Genomic DNA, 15,830 nt, shown 5'->3' on the forward strand with positions numbered 1-15,830 from the left:
TCTACGGCAAGAGTCGATTTTATATGGGAGACTCCGGAATTAGGGGGTCGCACCGGAATCAGCCCATCCATCCGCAAACGAGCCGCACCAAAGGGAAAAATCCCCTTGAATCGCCTCATCCGTCCGCAAACGAGCCGCACCAAGGGGAAAAATCCCCTTGAATCGCCTCAAGTGCCTGCGAACGAGCCTCACCAAAGGGAAAAATCTCACTAATCCAACCCATTGCCCCAACTACCTGGTTGGCAGAGTCTCTTTTGGCTGTCCATCCACAAACTTGTTGACAACCTGTATATACAGGTTTAAACTGTGTGAAGTGTTTGGACTTGTATATACAAGTTTAATGATTGGGAGAGAACCAAATTCTGGAGGTGCTTCATTTGACACAGACCCGGTATTCGGAATGGTGGCGCCGGTCCACGGTGTATCAGGTATACCCTAAGAGCTTTAAGGATACGACAGGTAACGGAACAGGAGATATTAAAGGGCTTACAGAGAAGCTGGATTACCTGCAGGAGCTGGGAATTGATATTGTCTGGCTGCAGCGGTCTACGTTTCGCCGCAGCATGATAACGGTTACGACGTAGCCGATTACGAGGCAATTAATCCGGACTTCGGCACGATGGAGGACTTCGACGAGCTTGTGCAGGAGCTGCACCGGCGCGGCATGAAGCTAATGACCGATATTGTGGTCAATCATACCTCGGTTGAACACGAGTGGTTCAAGCAGGCGTCTTCCGGCAAGGACAACCCGTACCGTGACTATTATATCTGGAAGGACCCGGGCCCGGATGGCGGACTGCCGAACAACTGGCAGTCGAAGTTCGGCGGTCGGCCTGGCAGTTCGACGAAGCGTCGGGTCAGTATTTTCTTACCCTGTATGACAAAACGCAAGCAGACCTCAACTGGGAGAACGAGAAGGTACGCCGGGCGGTCAACGATATGATGCTGTTCTGGGCCAAGAAGGGTGTCGACGGCTTCCGGATGGACGTCATTAACGTCATCTCCAAGGACCAGCGCTTCCCTGATGATGACGGCAGTGTGCCGCCGGGAGACGGACGCAAGTTCTACACCGACGGACCCCGGGTACATGAATTTATTAAGGCGATGTACGATGAGGTATTCGGGCCATATGAGATGGTAACGGTCGGAGAGATGTCCTCTACAACGCTTGAGCATTGCATCCGGTATTCCAGTCCGGAGGAGCGGGAGTTCTCCATGACGTTCAATTTCCATCATCTGAAGGTGGATTATCCGAACGGGCAGAAGTGGGAGCTGATGCCGTATGATTTTGAGGCGATGAAACGGCTGTTTACAGAGTGGCAGACCGGGATGCAGCAGGGCGGAGGCTGGAATGCCTTGTTCTTCAACAACCATGATCAGCCGCGGGCCATTTCCCGGTTCACCGACGATAAGGCCTACCGTGTGGAAAGTGCGAAGCTGCTGGCGACAACGCTGCACGGCATGCAAGGTACACCTTATGTCTATCAGGGTGAAGAAATCGGCATGCCGAACCCGATCTGGAAAGGCATTGAGGAATTCCGCGATATTGAGTCGCTGAACATGTACCGGATTTTGCAGGAGCAGGGTAAAAAGCCGGGCACAGCGCTCAGCATCCTTCAGGAGCGTTCGCGTGACAATTCCCGGACGCCGATGCAGTGGGATGACAGCCCGAATGCCGGCTTCACCACAGGAACGCCGTGGATCAAGGTCGACGAACGGTACCCGGATATCAATGTGCGCAGAGAGCTCGCCGATCCGGACTCCATCTTTCATCACTACCGCAGGCTGATTGCCCTGCGCAAGGAGCATAATGTGTTTGTGGAAGGGACCTTCAGCAGACTGGATGAGGGCCACCCGGAGGTGTTCGCTTATGCCAGACAGGCAGAGGGAGCGACGCTGGTGGTTGTTTCGAACTTCAGCAGAAAAGAAGTCACCTTCCGCTTCGGCGACAAGCAATGGTCAGAGCTGGGCAGCTGCAGCGGGCAGCAGCTGCTGACCGGTAATACCGCAGAAGCCCCGGCCTTAGCGCAGGACCTTCCGCTTAGCCCTTATGCCTCCTACATGTGGCTGATCCGCACGTAATTCTATTACATCATTATAACTACAGCAGGTAAGGAGTGATCACATGGCTATAGACCGCAAAAATGTAGAGGATATCGTCCGGGCCGTCGGGGGCAAGGAGAATATCGAGGTTGCCACACACTGTGTAACCCGGCTGAGATTCTCGCTCTATGACGAGAGCAAGGTGGATTCGGCAGCGCTGGACCGCAATGACCTCGTTAAAGGGCAGTTCTCGACCCAGGGGCAGTTCCAGATTGTAATCGGACCGGGGACGGTTGATACCGTCTACGATGAAATGATCAAGATTACCGGCGGGTCCCGCGCCTCGAAGGATGAGGTGAAATCGGCGGCTGCCCGTAAGCAGAACCCGCTGCAGCGGGCGATCAAGATGCTGGCTGATATTTTTATTCCAATTCTTCCGGCCATCGTCACCGCGGGTCTGCTGCTCGGGATTAATAATATCCTGACCGGACCGGGAATCTTCTTTGACGAAGAGTCGCTGGTTCAGGTCTATCCGGCCTGGAGCGATATAGCTTCCATTATCAATACCATTGCCAGCACGGCGTTTACGTTCCTGCCGGCACTGATCGGCTGGGCCGCAGTTACGCGCTTCGGGGGCAGTCCGCTGCTCGGGATTGTGCTGGGTCTGATCCTGGTACATCCGGATTTGCTGAGTGCCTACGGCTATGCCAACGCTTCACTTGAAGGGACTGTTCCAACCTGGAATTTGTTTGGCTGGCATATCGAGAAGATCGGTTACCAGGGGCAGGTGCTGCCGGTACTGGTCTCGGCTTATATTCTGGCCGTCATTGAGAAATTCCTGAACAAGCGGGTGCATGATTCCATTAAACTGCTGGTCGTTGCACCGGTAGCACTGCTAATCACAGGCTTTCTGGCGTTTACCATTATCGGACCGCTTACGTTTGCCATCGGTAATGCGATTACGGACGGTCTAGTCTATATCTTCGACCACTTTGCACTGCTTGGAGGCCTGATCTATGGCGGCTTGTATTCCGCGCTGGTCATCACCGGGATGCATCATACGTTCCTTGCCGTCGATGTCCAGCTGATCGGCAGTGAGGGCGGAACCTTCCTCTGGCCGATGCTGGCGCTGTCCAACATTGCCCAGGGGGCTGCCGCTCTTGCGATGTTCTTCCTCGTCCGGGAGCAAAAGGCCAAAGGGCTTGCCGTCACCTCCTCTGTATCCGCCTTCCTCGGCGTTACGGAGCCGGCGATCTTCGGGGTTAACATCCGTTACCGTTATCCGTTTTTCTTCGGACTGATCGGTTCCGGGCTTGCCGGCATGCTGCTGACGCTTAATAACGTCCGGGCCTCGTCCATCGGGGTAGGCGGGATTCCCGGCTTCCTGTCGATTTTCCCGAACCAGTGGGGCGTGTTCTTTGTCGGGATGGCGATTGTACTGATTGTGCCGTTTGGCGCCACTATGCTGTATGGCCGTATAGCTGTGCAGCGAGCTAGAAAGAATCAGCCGGCTGAGACTGCCCGGACTGGCGCAGTAAGCGGGACCAATGAACTTAGCAGCCGCAGCTCTGTGCAGGCCTCGCAGGAGCCGGTGAACATCCTGGAGCTGGCTGCACCGATAAGCGGAAGAGCGGTGCCGCTGGAGCAGGTTCCTGATCCCGCTTTTGCCGAGAAGCAGATGGGTGAAGGGATTGCCATTGAGCCGTCTGACGGTAAGGTTTATGCACCGTTTGATGCTACAATCGCCCATGTCATTAAGAGCAAGCATGCGCTGATACTTGAACATGCCAGCGGTGTGCAGGTGCTCATTCATGTGGGAATCAATACGGTATCCCTTAAAGGCAACGGGTTTACCTCGCACCGTAATATCGGTGACAAGGTCCGGGCCGGAGAGCTGCTGCTGGAGTTCGATATGGATGCAATCCGTGCTGCCGGTCTCCCGGTCATTACGCCGATCATTATTCCTGCCGGACAGGATATGGTAGAACGGATTGAAGAGAAGACCGGACCGGCGACAGCGAAGCAGACCGGTATCCTGACTATTCATCTTAAGGGCTGAACGGGCCCGCACCGGTAAAGAATGACTGCAGATGGACAGCCCTCCGGGGCTGTTTTTCTGTTACGCCTTGTCCACAATTGAAGCGATGCTTCCTTCAGCATTGCATGATACAATATAGGACGGTGATCAACATTGAGAGAAAATATCTATCTGCAAATCTATAATGATTACAGCAGCCGGATTCATTCCGGCCAGCTTCCGCCCGGAGCCAAGCTGCCGTCAGAGAGTGAGCTTGCCGAAAGCTACGGCACCTCCCGGGAGACGGTGCGCAAAGCGCTTAATCTGCTGTTCCGGGAAGGCTACATCCACAAAATCAAGGGACGCGGCTCGTTTGTGCTGGATATGACCCGGATGGATTTTCCCGTGACCGGCCTCATTTCCTTCAAGGAGATGGGCGACACGCTGGGCGGCCCGTCACGGACACTGGTTGAAGAGACCGTACAGGAGCCGGCCGGCTCCATGCCGGCCAGACAGCTGCAGATTCCGGAGGATGCCCTAATCTGGAAAGTCACCCGGGCCAGAGAGATCGAAGGGGAACGGATCATTCTGGACAAGGACTATTTCCGGGCGGATATTGTGCCTTTTCTAAGCAGGGACATTGCCGCAGGCTCCATCTACGAATATCTGGAAGGGGAGCTCGGGCTGAAGATCAGCTATGCCAAAAAGCTGATCTCCGTGGAGCCCTCGACAGAGGAGGACCACCGGCTGCTTGATCTGAAGAAATACACGCATATCGTTGTCGTACGGAACTACGTCTATCTTGAGAACACCGTGCTGTTCCAGTACACCGAATCCAGACACCGGCTGGACAAGTTCCAGTTCGTGGATTTTGCCAGACGGGTGCGGCGGTAAATGATCCATCAAAAAAAGTATCCTGAGAGCCGGCAGGCCGGGGTGCTTTTTTTATTTTCACAACTCGAAAACAAGACTTCATTCCGTGAAGCTTCTTAAAAAAAACCGCATCAAGCTTAAAAAAGCCGCATATGGAGCATCTGCTATCTGTGTTACTATTGCAAGCGTATTCATAAATAACAGCCTTGCATTTTAACACAAAAGGAGAGCGATCATGAAACCTTATCTGAAGCCATTCTTTTCCGTGCTGCTGTGTATCTGTCTGCCGGTGACTTCCTTGTTTACGGGCCCGGGAGTTAACGCTGCGGCTGCGGCGGGGACAGACCTATCTTTTCCGGCCGCGCAGGATGCCTTTGTGTCCAATTTTAACGGTCAGGGCAATGCCCAGGGAACAAGCCTGAGTGCAGCCAAATTAATCTATGGAAAGTCCCGTCATGCGTATCTGAAGTTTGATTTGTCCTCTATCGATACGGACCGGTATAATCCGGACGAAATGACGATGCAGCTTAGCTTCAGAAAATCACATGCGCCGAATGAGCTGGTCTTTACGGAAAGTGAATCTCTTCTGCGTGACACGGATAATGAATGGACCGTCACCAATGTTACTTATAACACCCGTCCGTATGAAATCGCTGGTTCCCCTGTGGTTACCAGAACGGTCACATCGTCCAGTGAAGAGAATCTTACTGTTGATCTGTCTCCCATCTTCCGAAATGCGCTAAACAACGGAAGAGAAGTAGTGAGTATTCATCTCACGACGGCAAAAGCGGAGGATAATACAGTTAGTGCCAGTGAGTTATTTTCCTCCAGAAACACTTCAGGTTTCCCGGGACCTGTCCTGAACGTTACACTGGGTGATCCGGTTGTAAACGATGGAAGCGACAGAACCGCTCTGAACGCGCTGATTACGCAAGCAGAGCAATTAATTGAAATCGTGTACACACGTGAAAGCTGGGCGATATTTACGGCGGCACTTGATCAGGCCAAAGCATTAAGTATAAACGATGCAACGCAAGCTGAGGTTGACGAGGCCCGGTTAACGCTGCAGACAGCGATGGACAATCTGGAGATTATGGAGCTTCCGTCCCAAATTACCGGTCCAGACCTGGGAGATTACTATAGTAACAGCCAGACTGCGGCGATGATCCTTAAGATGAGGAGCGGGGATGGGCAGTATGTAAAAGTAGACCCGGTTACGGAAAAGCTGTCGCTTACCGCCCATCCCGGCGAGGCATCTGCATTTGCCCTGTATGTGCTTGATTATTTTGCAACGGTGGATCATGAGGAGCCTGAGGCCGGGGCGACCAGAACGGCTTATTCCATCAAGTCGCTGGATACCGGGAAATATCTGACTATCCAGAACTATTTTTCGGCAAAAGAGTTCCTGGACAATACCCACCGTTATTTCAATATTATCAGCGGCGCGGTGAACGGCGTCAGTACGGACAGGACGTTTGAGATTACAGCATCGGCAGTAGTAGCGGGGTGGAATGAGCGTTTTTATGTGGATCAATACACAGAGTCAGGCTTCTACAGGATCTTCTCGCATTTGTCCACCATGAGGGATGACAGCAACTTCAGCCGCTTTAATGTGACAATGACCGCTAATGCCATGCAGAGCAGCGGAAGAGCCGCTGAGAACAAGGAATACCGGTTTTATTTTGAACAGGTTACGGGAAAAGACCCGCTGGAAATCAGCCAGAAGGTATCCGGAGATAATGCATATTTATTGTGGAAGCCCGTGAACGGGGATACGGACCCTGCCGGTTACAAGATTAACGGTACAGTATCTGACGCGGTTTATTCGGATGGCCTTATGCAGGTGAAGCTGCAGGGTTTGAGCGCCGGCACTCATGCATATACGGTTGAGTATAACGGAGACGGCTATAGCACGAAGGCGGAGGTAAGTATCCGGATCTTCAGCCATCCGGGGATTTTGCTGAGCATGCAGGACCTGGAGGATATGAAGGCGCATGTTCAGGCTAAGCAAGAGCCCTGGTACTCCGATTACCGGAGAATGACAGACAGTGTTCCTTACGGAATAGCCAGCTCCGGTTACCAGACCAAAGTGTTCTCAAAGGTCGGGCGCGGAGGGGCCCCGTCTGATTCCGGCAACATCGGTTATTTTGAAAAGGGAGGTAATGCCGCGTATTTCAACGCCCTGCAGTGGGTCATCACCGGGGATGCTAAATATGCGGACATGGCCGCAGGCCTGCTGAGTGAGTGGGCAAAAACACTGAAGGTCATTGACGGCAGGGACAGAATTCTGGGAGCAGGCATCAATGCCTACAAGTATGCGAGTGCTGCGGAGATTATCCGGTATTACGGCGGCGGGTACAGCGGATATAGCTATGAGGACTTTGCAGTGCTGCAGGCTATGATGCTGAATGTAGTCTACCCCGTCATCCAGGATGCGGCCGTTCCGATGCTGGCCAACGGCAACTGGGACGCAGCCGCTATTGTCAGCATGATGGCGATCGGTGTGCTGTGTGACAATAGTGGGATTTTTGAGCGCGCGATGGGCTTGTATCAGGACATTCATACGAACGGCTCTATCTTCGCTTACGTGAACGATTCGGGGCAGACGATGGAGACCGGCCGTGATCAGGCCCATGCCATGCTGGCGCTTGGTTATATGGCTGAAATTTGCCTGATCGCCGCTAATCAGAATGAAGACTTGGCTTCCTTGTATGACAACAGGCTGGCGAAGGCTTTTGAGTATTCGGCCAAATACAATCTGTATTCACAGGAATTGTCCGGGGTGGAGGTTCCTTTTACAGCAATGCCGAATGTGTTCGGGGATACCGGGAGAGGGTATTACGGGACAGGGTTTGACATGGAGAACAACGGGCTGAACCGGGGCGAGCTGAGACCTGTTTTGAGCAGGGGCTGGTGCTTTACAGCAAGACTGACGGGGTTGATATGACCTGGACGGCCCGGGCGGCGGCGGCGATGCGGCCTCAGGGCATGGTGCACTTCGACAATCTGAACTTTGGCACGCTGACCTATTACAACGGGGAGCCGCAGACTGCGGTGGCCGGGCCGTATTTTCAGATGCGGACGCGCTGGGAGCCCTTGTATCAGCGAAACTGGAGTACCGTTAACGGTCAAAAAACCGCCGAGACCCTGAACTCGTATTATGCAGTCAACGCCGATGGTGAGCTTACAACAAGCTCGATGAAAAAGGATGCGCCGTTCTTCCAATTGGTAGCAGGCGAGGACGGCACGTATTCGATCCTGCTGCTTGAGACGAACAAATATCTATCGGTGAAGGAGGATAAGTCGGGGGAATACAACCTGATCAAGGCGGATGCTACAGTGATCGGTGACAATGAAAGGTTCATCCTGCGCTCCAGCGGAGTCGGCCCTTTCTTTCTGGCTTCTTCCAAATACGATAACCGGATTGTCTATCAGGAGGCAGCCGGATCTGGCAGCAATGCCGTTCTGACGCTTCGCCTGGGAAACAAAACACTTTCGCAGATCACAGATATTCCGGACATTTCCACCAGCGAGCGGCTGATCTTCATGTTTAATGCAGAGGATATTGCGCTGCCGGACGGCAAGCCCGTTCCAAATCAGCCGGAGAATCCGGCAACGCCCGGCGGCGTGCAATCAGAAGAAGCTGCTGATTCACCGCAGGTTTCCCTGAACGGGTTAGCTGGTACGCTGAGCAAAAATGAGAATGGAGGCTACAGCCTGCTTCTGGGCGACAGCCAAATCGGGACGGCTCTGGGCGGCGGCAGCGAGCTGGTTATTAATGCGGACGGCATTGATAACCTGACGGTTCAGTTCTCCGCAGCGGCGATGGGGGCAGCAAGATTTACTATTAAAAGCGGCTACGGAACCGTTACCCTTCCAAGCGCTACATTGCAGATGATGAAAAAGAAGTACGGCGACACGCTGGTGCTCCGCATCCGTAAAGGCAGCTATACCATTGAACTGCTGAAAGACGGTAAGCCGGCAGTGTATGCGGAGCCCGGTTATCCGCTGAACCTCACGCTGCCTGTTGAGGCAGCCGAAGGCCGTAATCTTAACGAGTATGCCGTAGTTAAAAAAGAAAACGGAAAAGACGTTATCCTGCCGCTGGCTGCAGCAGCCGGCAACAGCGTCACCTTCACCGCCGCAGCTACGGGCACTTACGATGTTGTTTATAACGGTCACGTGTTCCATGACGTGCCTTCCGCCCATTGGGCTGCGCAGGATATAGCCTTTGTGTCGGCACGCGGGTTGTTTGGTGGTACAGGCAAGGAGCTGTTCGATCCCCGGACGCCGATGACCCGGGCGATGTTCACCCAGGTATTGGCCAATCTGGAGGGAGTGGACCTGGGCAGGTATGCAGGGACGGGATTTACTGATGTGCCTGCCGGGCAATGGTATACCTCTGCGGTAACCTGGGCCGCCCAAAGCGGCATCGTTAATGGAACGGGACAAGGCCTGTTCAGCCCGGATGCTGTCATTACACGCGAGCAGATGGCAGTAATGCTGTATAACTATACAGCAACCAAGGGCTATAAGCCGCTTGGCATTACTTTGCCGGAGTTCACCGATGCGGGCAGCGTGAGTCACTGGGCGCAGGACGCCGTAGAGGCTCTGGCGGCGGGGGGCATTCTGAGCGGCAAGCCGGGCGATTATGTTGATCCGCAGGGAGAAACGAGCCGGGCGGAAGCGGCCGCGGTCTTCGCCCGGCTGATCCGGGCGTGGGGGGCGGAGCAGTCTTGAGCCGTGTGATGTAACGGTGAGGTGTTGATAGAAGCGCAGCTGCAGACTGGGTCTGCAGGCTGCGCTTTTTTGACATCATAAGGAGACAAAGTTGCGGCCAAGCTTTCATGAATTTATAATATTTTATTAATATGATAGGGCAAGAGATCCGGGAAAGGCAGGCACATGTCATGAAACTTATGTTTTCACAGGTGGATACAACGGAAGAAGCCGCTGAGGTGGCACGACTGGCAGGAGAAATATGGCGCGAATATTACGTTTCCATTATTACAATGGAGCAGATTGATTACATGATTGAAAAGTTCCAGTCTATTCAAGCGATTACGGATCAGATCTTTAATCAGGGCTATGAATATTACATAATCCGTAGTGACGGCTCCGCAGTCGGATATATTTCGGCCAGACCCGAAGAGGGCAGGCTCTTCTTGAGCAAGTTCTACATAGGCAAGGAGCACAGGGGACGCAGCTATGCCAGCCAGGCGCTGGCTTTTCTGGAGAAGCTGTGTAAAGAACGGAGCCTGAGTCATATTTGGCTGACGGTCAATCGTCATAACGAATCCAGTATTGCAGTATATGAGAAAAAAGGCTTCCGGACCGTACGGGAACAAATTGCGGATATCGGGAACGGATTTGTCATGGATGATTTTATTATGGAAAAAGAAATTCCGGTTCAATAGTGTAGCTTAGTTGAATAAGGACACCGCGGCAGCTGACCAGTAGTCAGCTGCTTTTTGGTTTGTATGGAATTATTTTCAATTCGCTATTGAGTAGTTTTGTTATCTGTGTTATACATGTAATATAACAAATGAATAAAGGAGGGCTGTTTTTGTTCATAGAGCTCGATCTGCAATCGGAAACCCCGATCTATACACAACTGGTTGACCAAATCGTCGAAGGGATTGCCTCCGGTGCCTTGCAGCCCGGAGATCCGCTTCCGTCGATCCGAAGCCTGGCGGAGGACCTGGGGATCAATCTCCATACCGTCAACAAAGCCTACAACTTGCTTAAGCAGGAAGGCTTGCTTCAAGTACACCGGAAGACAGGTGTTATCGTCCAGCCGGGCGGGATGCCCGTCGTGACAGAGGCTTTTGAGGAGAAGCTCCGGCGGCAGCTGCGGTCTCTTGCGGCGGCAGCTGCGGTAAGAGGCATGGCGGAAGAGGTATTTGCACAGGAGAGCAAGTCGGTGTACCGGGATATAATTAAGAATCGCGGAGGGGAATAACATTGGCACAACAACCGTTAATCTTGATATCGAGCCTTTATGTAATGATCGTTCTGATGCTTAGCTTACAGGTCTATCTCGGATTGCGGACTGTACTGTTCGGCATTGTGCTGCCTGAGGAGGCCCAGCAGGAGCCTGCCGTCCGTGCCATTCGCCGGAATTATGCTATGCTTACCAGCGGGTTTGCGGCCGTTGCCGGCGCAGCGGCTTGCTTTTTATGGTTGCGTTATCTGCCGGCGTGGGGTCTCCTGATTTGGACGGCAGCTATTTTGCTTTCAATTATGGGGTCAGGCTTTGCCATGTGGATCAGCCGCATGTCCGCAGTGCGCTTGAAAGCAGCCAGAGGCTGGGAGATTGCCCCGCAGAGTAAGCGCGCAGCAAGTCTTATGGCCGGAAGGACACATAGACCGGCGTTAAGCCCGTGGTGGTATTCGGTAAATGCCGCCGTGATGGCGCTGTGCATCTTCTTCGCTGCTATGAAGTGGGATACGATTCCGCAGGTGCTGATTCTCGGAAATTTCAGTTTTAACAAATCCGTGTGGATTGTGTTCGTACTGAACATGGTGCAAGCGCTAAATATCACCGTTTTCCTCTGCTATAACCGGCTGATCAGCCGTGCAAGGACATCGCTGGACCCCCAGGACAGGGAAGGCTCGCTGCAGAAGCAGTTAGCGCATAAGCGAATCCATTCGATTTTGGCATGGGCCGCTTCGCTGCTAATGATTGTATTCGTAGGAGTGGCGCAGGCTATAGGATTGTACGGCTGGAAGGGAAATCTGCTCTTCCTCTCCGGCATGTCGCTTTTGGCAGTACTCTTCGTGGCCCTAATCGGCGTAATGCTCTACATGCGGATCAAAGGTATTGATCAGCTAAGAGACGTTCCGTCGATGGAGGAGAGGCACTGGAAATGGCTCGGCAGCATTTACGTGAACCCTGAGGATCCGGCGCTGCTTGTTCCGAACATTCACGGTTTCGGCTGGACGATAAATATGGCCAATCCCCGAGGTAAGATTATAGTCGCCGCGACGGCAGCCATTCCGGTGATCGAATTTATCTTGATTTTGCCCGTTATTAATAAATAAGGCGAAGGGTCTGGAGGGAAACTTCAAATGATAAAAAGCCGCCGGATAATTCTGGTTTTGTTCATTTTGTGTCTGCTGCTGGCAGGCTGCGACGACAACGCACCCATTGAAGCAATGGAGAATATCGCAGGGGCGCTGAATACATCGGAGATGGCACAGTCAAGTGCTGCCCCGGTAGCGTTGTCAATGGCGGAAGCCGACAGGCCTTCCTTTGCCGGCGTAGAGTTCGGGATTTCCGCGCAGTAACTTTTCAACGGGAGTAAAAAGAGCAGAGCCTGCAGACACGGTCTGCAGGCTCTGCTCTTTATTTGGGGAGGACGGCGGTGATGCCGTCCTTTTTGTTATTTCTTGTGTCCGCTCACGCCATTCTCGGCGTTAAGCTTGGCAATCAGCTTGTCGCCCTCAACGTCGAGGTTCGGCAGCATGCGGTCCAGCCATTTCGGCAGCCACCAGGCCTTGTCGCCGAACACGGCCATTACGGCCGGAACGAGCGTCATCCGGATGATAAAGGCATCAATCAGGATACCGAAGGCCAGGGCGAAGCCGATCTGCTTGATCATCGCATCTGGTGCGAAGATGAAGCCGGCAAAGACGGAAACCATAATCACACCCGCAGCAAGCACGACGCGGCTGGCTAGATCGTAGCCGTGTACGATGCTGTCATTGCCGTGGCGGCCGTGAACATAAGCCTCGCGCATCGAGCTGACCAGGAACACCTGGTAATCCATCGCCAGACCATACAGGATACCGGTGACCAGAATCGGCATAAAGCTGAGCAGCGGCCCGCCGGTATCAAAACCGAACAGGGAGTGCAGCCAGCCCCACTGATAAACGGCTGTAGTCACGCCGAAGGTAGCAAGGATACTGAGGATGAAGCCTACTGTTGCTTTGATTGGCACAATAATCGACCGGAACACAAGCAGCAGAATGATCAGAGAAAGAATAACAATGATACCGATGTAAATAGGGAAAGCATCGGAAAGCTTGGATGACATATCGATGTTAATGGCGGTAAAGCCGGTTACACCAAGGGTAATATCGTTGTCGGACGCAAGACTGTAGGAAGGATCGCGCAGATCCTGCACCAGATCTCTTGTTTCTGTATCGGTCGGCCCGGTTTTTGGAATCAGGCTGATAATGGCAATATCGCCGGTTTCGTTAACACCCATCGGGGATACCAGTGTGACATTGTTATGCATTTGCAGCTCTTGAGTCAGCTTGCCGAGCGTCTCCATCGAGATTTTGTCTGAAGGGTTATTCGGCTGGGCAACCAGCAGCAGCGGGCCGTTGAAGCCTTCGCCGAAGCCTTTGGAGATGACGTCATAGCTCTGGCGGGCCGGAGTATCCAGGTTTGCCGAGGCGCCGGACGGAATACCGAGCTCCATTTTGGTTACCGGAATCGCAGCTGTTCCAAGTACAAGCACGACCAGAATAATGATCGGCCAGCGGAATTTCACTGTAGCGTTAGCCCAGCGGTGCGAGAAGCCGTGATGCTCTTTGTTGCCGGCAGCAGCACTCTTGGAGCGCGCTTTGGCTGTGCAGATCTTTTCGCCGACGAGACCAAGCAGCGCAGGCAGCAGGGTCAGTGCCAGCAGGACGTTGATCAGTACGCTGACAGCGGCAACGAGCGCCATAGTGGACAGGAATTCCATACCGATAACCAGCATCCCGCACAGGGCGATAATGACAGTCAATCCGGCAAAAAATACGGCGCTGCCGGCAGTTCCGACAGCCCGGCTGGCCGCTTCACGCGCATTCAGCTTCTCATCGAGAATCAGGCGGCGCTGGCGGTTAACGATAAACAGGGAGTAGTCAATCCCGACAGCCAGACCGATCATTACAGCCAGAATTGGCGTAATGTCATTCATCTGGATTACACTGCCGAGGGCAAAGGCGCCGCCGACACTGATACCCACCCCGAGGAGCGCCGTAATCAGTGGCAGCCCGGCTGCAACAACCGAACCGAGGGTAATGAACAATACGACCGCAGCCACGGCAACACCGATGGCTTCAGTAGAACCGATGGAAGGCGTGCTCTTCAGCGAGTCACTCGGAATCGCAGTAATACCGGAGCCAGCCTGCTCGACTTCGGTTACAGCCTTGATCACGTTGTCCGGTACTTCGGATGGTAGTGAGGTCTGCTGTACAGTGAACTGGAACTGGAACAGGGCGATGTTGCCGTCGGAGGACAGCATGACGCCGGGAACCATAGCGCCGTCAACCATCAGCGGACCGTAAGGAACAGCTGATGCAGCTTGCGCGGCGGCAGCTGCCTGAGCCGCAGCGGCTTGAGCTGCTGCATCGTCCTGGCCTGCAGCGGCCGACGGATCAGCGGCGGTGCCCTGGCCTGCGGCGGCCGACGGATCAGCGCCTTGGCCTGCAGCCGCGGACGGGTCAGCGCCTGCGGCCTGAGCGGCAGCGGCTGCTGCTTGGGCAGCCAGCTCAGCAGGGTTAATGATGTATTCCATGCTGTACACATCATTAATGGCCTTAAGGAGCAGAGCGGCCCGTTCAGGCGTATCAAGCCGCTCGCCTTCCGGTGCGGTAAAGGCGACGCTGGCCTGGCCGCCGGCGGCAGCCGGAAGCTCTTCGGCCAGCATATCCAGCACCTTTTGCGATTCGGTGCCTTCAATTTTCATTTCGGAGCTGGACTGGATGCCGTTAACACCGAGCAGAGCGCCAATCACACCAAGAATAACAATCCAGGTGCCGAGGAAATACCAGGGCTTGGAATAAGCCGATTTCCCCAATCGGTACAGAAATGTAGACATGTAATGGTTTCTCCTTTTTGTCTCTGGTTTAGAAGCCGTTGCGTAAGTAAGCGAACATGGAAGTCAGATATTGATCAAAAGATACGGAGCCGGGCCGGTCCTCCTGCGATTCACCCGGGAGCAGCACGTTGAGCCGTCCGTCGAGTATAGGTACAAATGCTCCGTAGACTGCACCGGCCAGCAGATGCGTGTATCCGTCGGAATAACGGCCGTGGGTGAACCGTTCGAGCACTTCCTGTGCGGCCATCTGAAGCCGGCGGAACACGCTGAGGATGTAGGGCTCCAGCGACGGATACTGGTTGGCCAGAGATGCAAACTGCCGCAATCTGTGCAGAAATTCTGAAGTGAACTGCAGCTTGAGCAGGCTGTACAGGGCATCCAGCGGTGTCGCATCCGGCGCCAGATGGGCTAAAAGGTCATTTTCATCGTCACTAGTCGCCCGGGTCATGAAATATTCTGCCACCGCTTCTTCCTTGCAGGAAAAATAATTGGCAAAGGTCCGCCGCGAGACGCCCGCCTGCCGGACAATATCGTCTACAATGAAGCCGTCCATACCGTGTACCAGAGCAAGCTCAAAAGCCGCTACAGATAAAGCATAAGCGGTGGCCTCCTTTTTCTGGTCGCGCAGCGTCAGCTTGGGGTTCAACGTTCATTTCCTCCTTTCTTGAGTAGAGTAATAGTTTAAATTCTAAAGTTTATTAAAGCATATTTTTGCCCAAAGTGCAAAAATGCTCAATGGGCAAATACTTTGAGAGTGAGGAAATGTCTATACACAGCAGTTAAAGGAAGAAAGCCTTTGGGTAAGAGAGCATTGAAGCTGTGGAGGAACGCGCGTACTATACTTTTTTAACTTTGGGTGGATGCGTATGTGCTGCGGATATTTGTTACGCTGGCGCGGGTGCGTGAGGCGGAAGGAAGGCCGGATGGTCCGGCCAAGTAGCCGGTATAAGGGCAAAAATGCCCTTGATTCCGGCTGCCCCGGCCAAATGTGCGAAATGAAGGGCAATAATGCCCTTGATTTGGCCGATCGGGCCAAATGTGCGAAATGAAGGGCAATAATGCCCTTGATTTCGGCCGCCCCG

11 protein-coding genes and 1 pseudogene are annotated in these 15,830 nt (G+C 53.6%); 9 read left to right on the forward strand and 3 right to left on the reverse strand.

Going from position 1 to position 15,830, the window contains the following annotated elements; all coding sequences use genetic code 11:
* Positions 1-377 precede the first annotated feature (377 nt).
* The 9 genes and pseudogenes from treC (at position 378) to AWJ19_RS08170 (ending at position 12,223) form a co-directional block, all read left to right on the forward strand.
* Positions 378-2,082, forward strand: a pseudogene (gene treC / locus AWJ19_RS08130) (alpha,alpha-phosphotrehalase).
* 43 nt (positions 2,083-2,125) lie between these two features.
* Positions 2,126-4,102: a PTS system trehalose-specific EIIBC component gene (treP, locus tag AWJ19_RS08135; protein ID WP_068722749.1), complete on the forward strand. Its 1,977-nt coding sequence runs from the start codon at positions 2,126-2,128 to the stop codon at positions 4,100-4,102.
* 132 nt (positions 4,103-4,234) lie between these two features.
* Positions 4,235-4,954 carry a trehalose operon repressor gene (gene treR / locus AWJ19_RS08140; RefSeq protein ID WP_068722751.1) on the forward strand — a complete coding sequence of 240 codons (720 nt, stop codon included), beginning with the start codon at positions 4,235-4,237 and terminating at the stop codon, positions 4,952-4,954.
* A gap of 214 nt (positions 4,955-5,168) precedes the next feature.
* The gene (locus tag AWJ19_RS08145; protein WP_068722756.1) at positions 5,169-7,880 is read left to right on the forward strand and encodes an alginate lyase family protein; all 2,712 of its coding nucleotides are present in this window, start codon (positions 5,169-5,171) and stop codon (positions 7,878-7,880) included.
* Entirely contained in the window at positions 7,847-9,673 is a 1,827-nt protein-coding gene (locus AWJ19_RS08150; protein ID WP_068722759.1) for an S-layer homology domain-containing protein, read from the forward strand. Before AWJ19_RS08145 ends, AWJ19_RS08150 begins: the two co-directional genes overlap by 34 nt.
* Positions 9,674-9,843: 170 nt before the next feature.
* Positions 9,844-10,350, forward strand: coding sequence for a GNAT family N-acetyltransferase (locus AWJ19_RS08155; protein ID WP_068722761.1), 507 nt, complete (start codon positions 9,844-9,846; stop codon positions 10,348-10,350).
* Between the two features lie 149 nt (positions 10,351-10,499).
* Positions 10,500-10,895, forward strand: a complete 396-nt coding sequence (locus tag AWJ19_RS08160; protein ID WP_068722763.1) for a GntR family transcriptional regulator — start codon at positions 10,500-10,502, stop codon at positions 10,893-10,895.
* Positions 10,896-10,897: 2 nt separating this feature from the next.
* The gene (locus tag AWJ19_RS08165; RefSeq protein WP_068722765.1) at positions 10,898-11,977 is read left to right on the forward strand and encodes a DUF5808 domain-containing protein; all 1,080 of its coding nucleotides are present in this window, start codon (positions 10,898-10,900) and stop codon (positions 11,975-11,977) included.
* A gap of 27 nt (positions 11,978-12,004) precedes the next feature.
* Positions 12,005-12,223 (forward strand): hypothetical protein, encoded by a 219-nt coding sequence (locus AWJ19_RS08170; protein WP_068722767.1) that lies wholly within the window; start codon positions 12,005-12,007, stop codon positions 12,221-12,223.
* Between the two features lie 95 nt (positions 12,224-12,318).
* On the opposite strand, the gene AWJ19_RS08175 is transcribed toward AWJ19_RS08170, so the two are convergent.
* The 3 genes from AWJ19_RS08175 to AWJ19_RS36140 form a co-directional block, all read right to left on the reverse strand.
* Positions 12,319-14,748, reverse strand: a complete 2,430-nt coding sequence (locus AWJ19_RS08175) for an MMPL family transporter (protein ID WP_068722768.1) — start codon at positions 14,746-14,748, stop codon at positions 12,319-12,321.
* Between the two features lie 28 nt (positions 14,749-14,776).
* On the reverse strand, positions 14,777-15,394 hold the full coding sequence (locus AWJ19_RS08180) for a TetR/AcrR family transcriptional regulator (protein WP_068722770.1): 618 nt from the start codon (positions 15,392-15,394) through the stop codon (positions 14,777-14,779).
* Between the two features lie 238 nt (positions 15,395-15,632).
* On the reverse strand, positions 15,633-15,830 hold a 198-nt coding region (locus tag AWJ19_RS36140), incomplete at its 5' end, for a hypothetical protein (protein WP_206744049.1).

The sequence above is a fragment of the Paenibacillus sp. DMB5 genome, assembly GCF_001517085.1.
In the GTDB taxonomy this organism is placed as follows: Bacteria; Bacillota; Bacilli; order Paenibacillales; family Paenibacillaceae; genus Paenibacillus_AQ.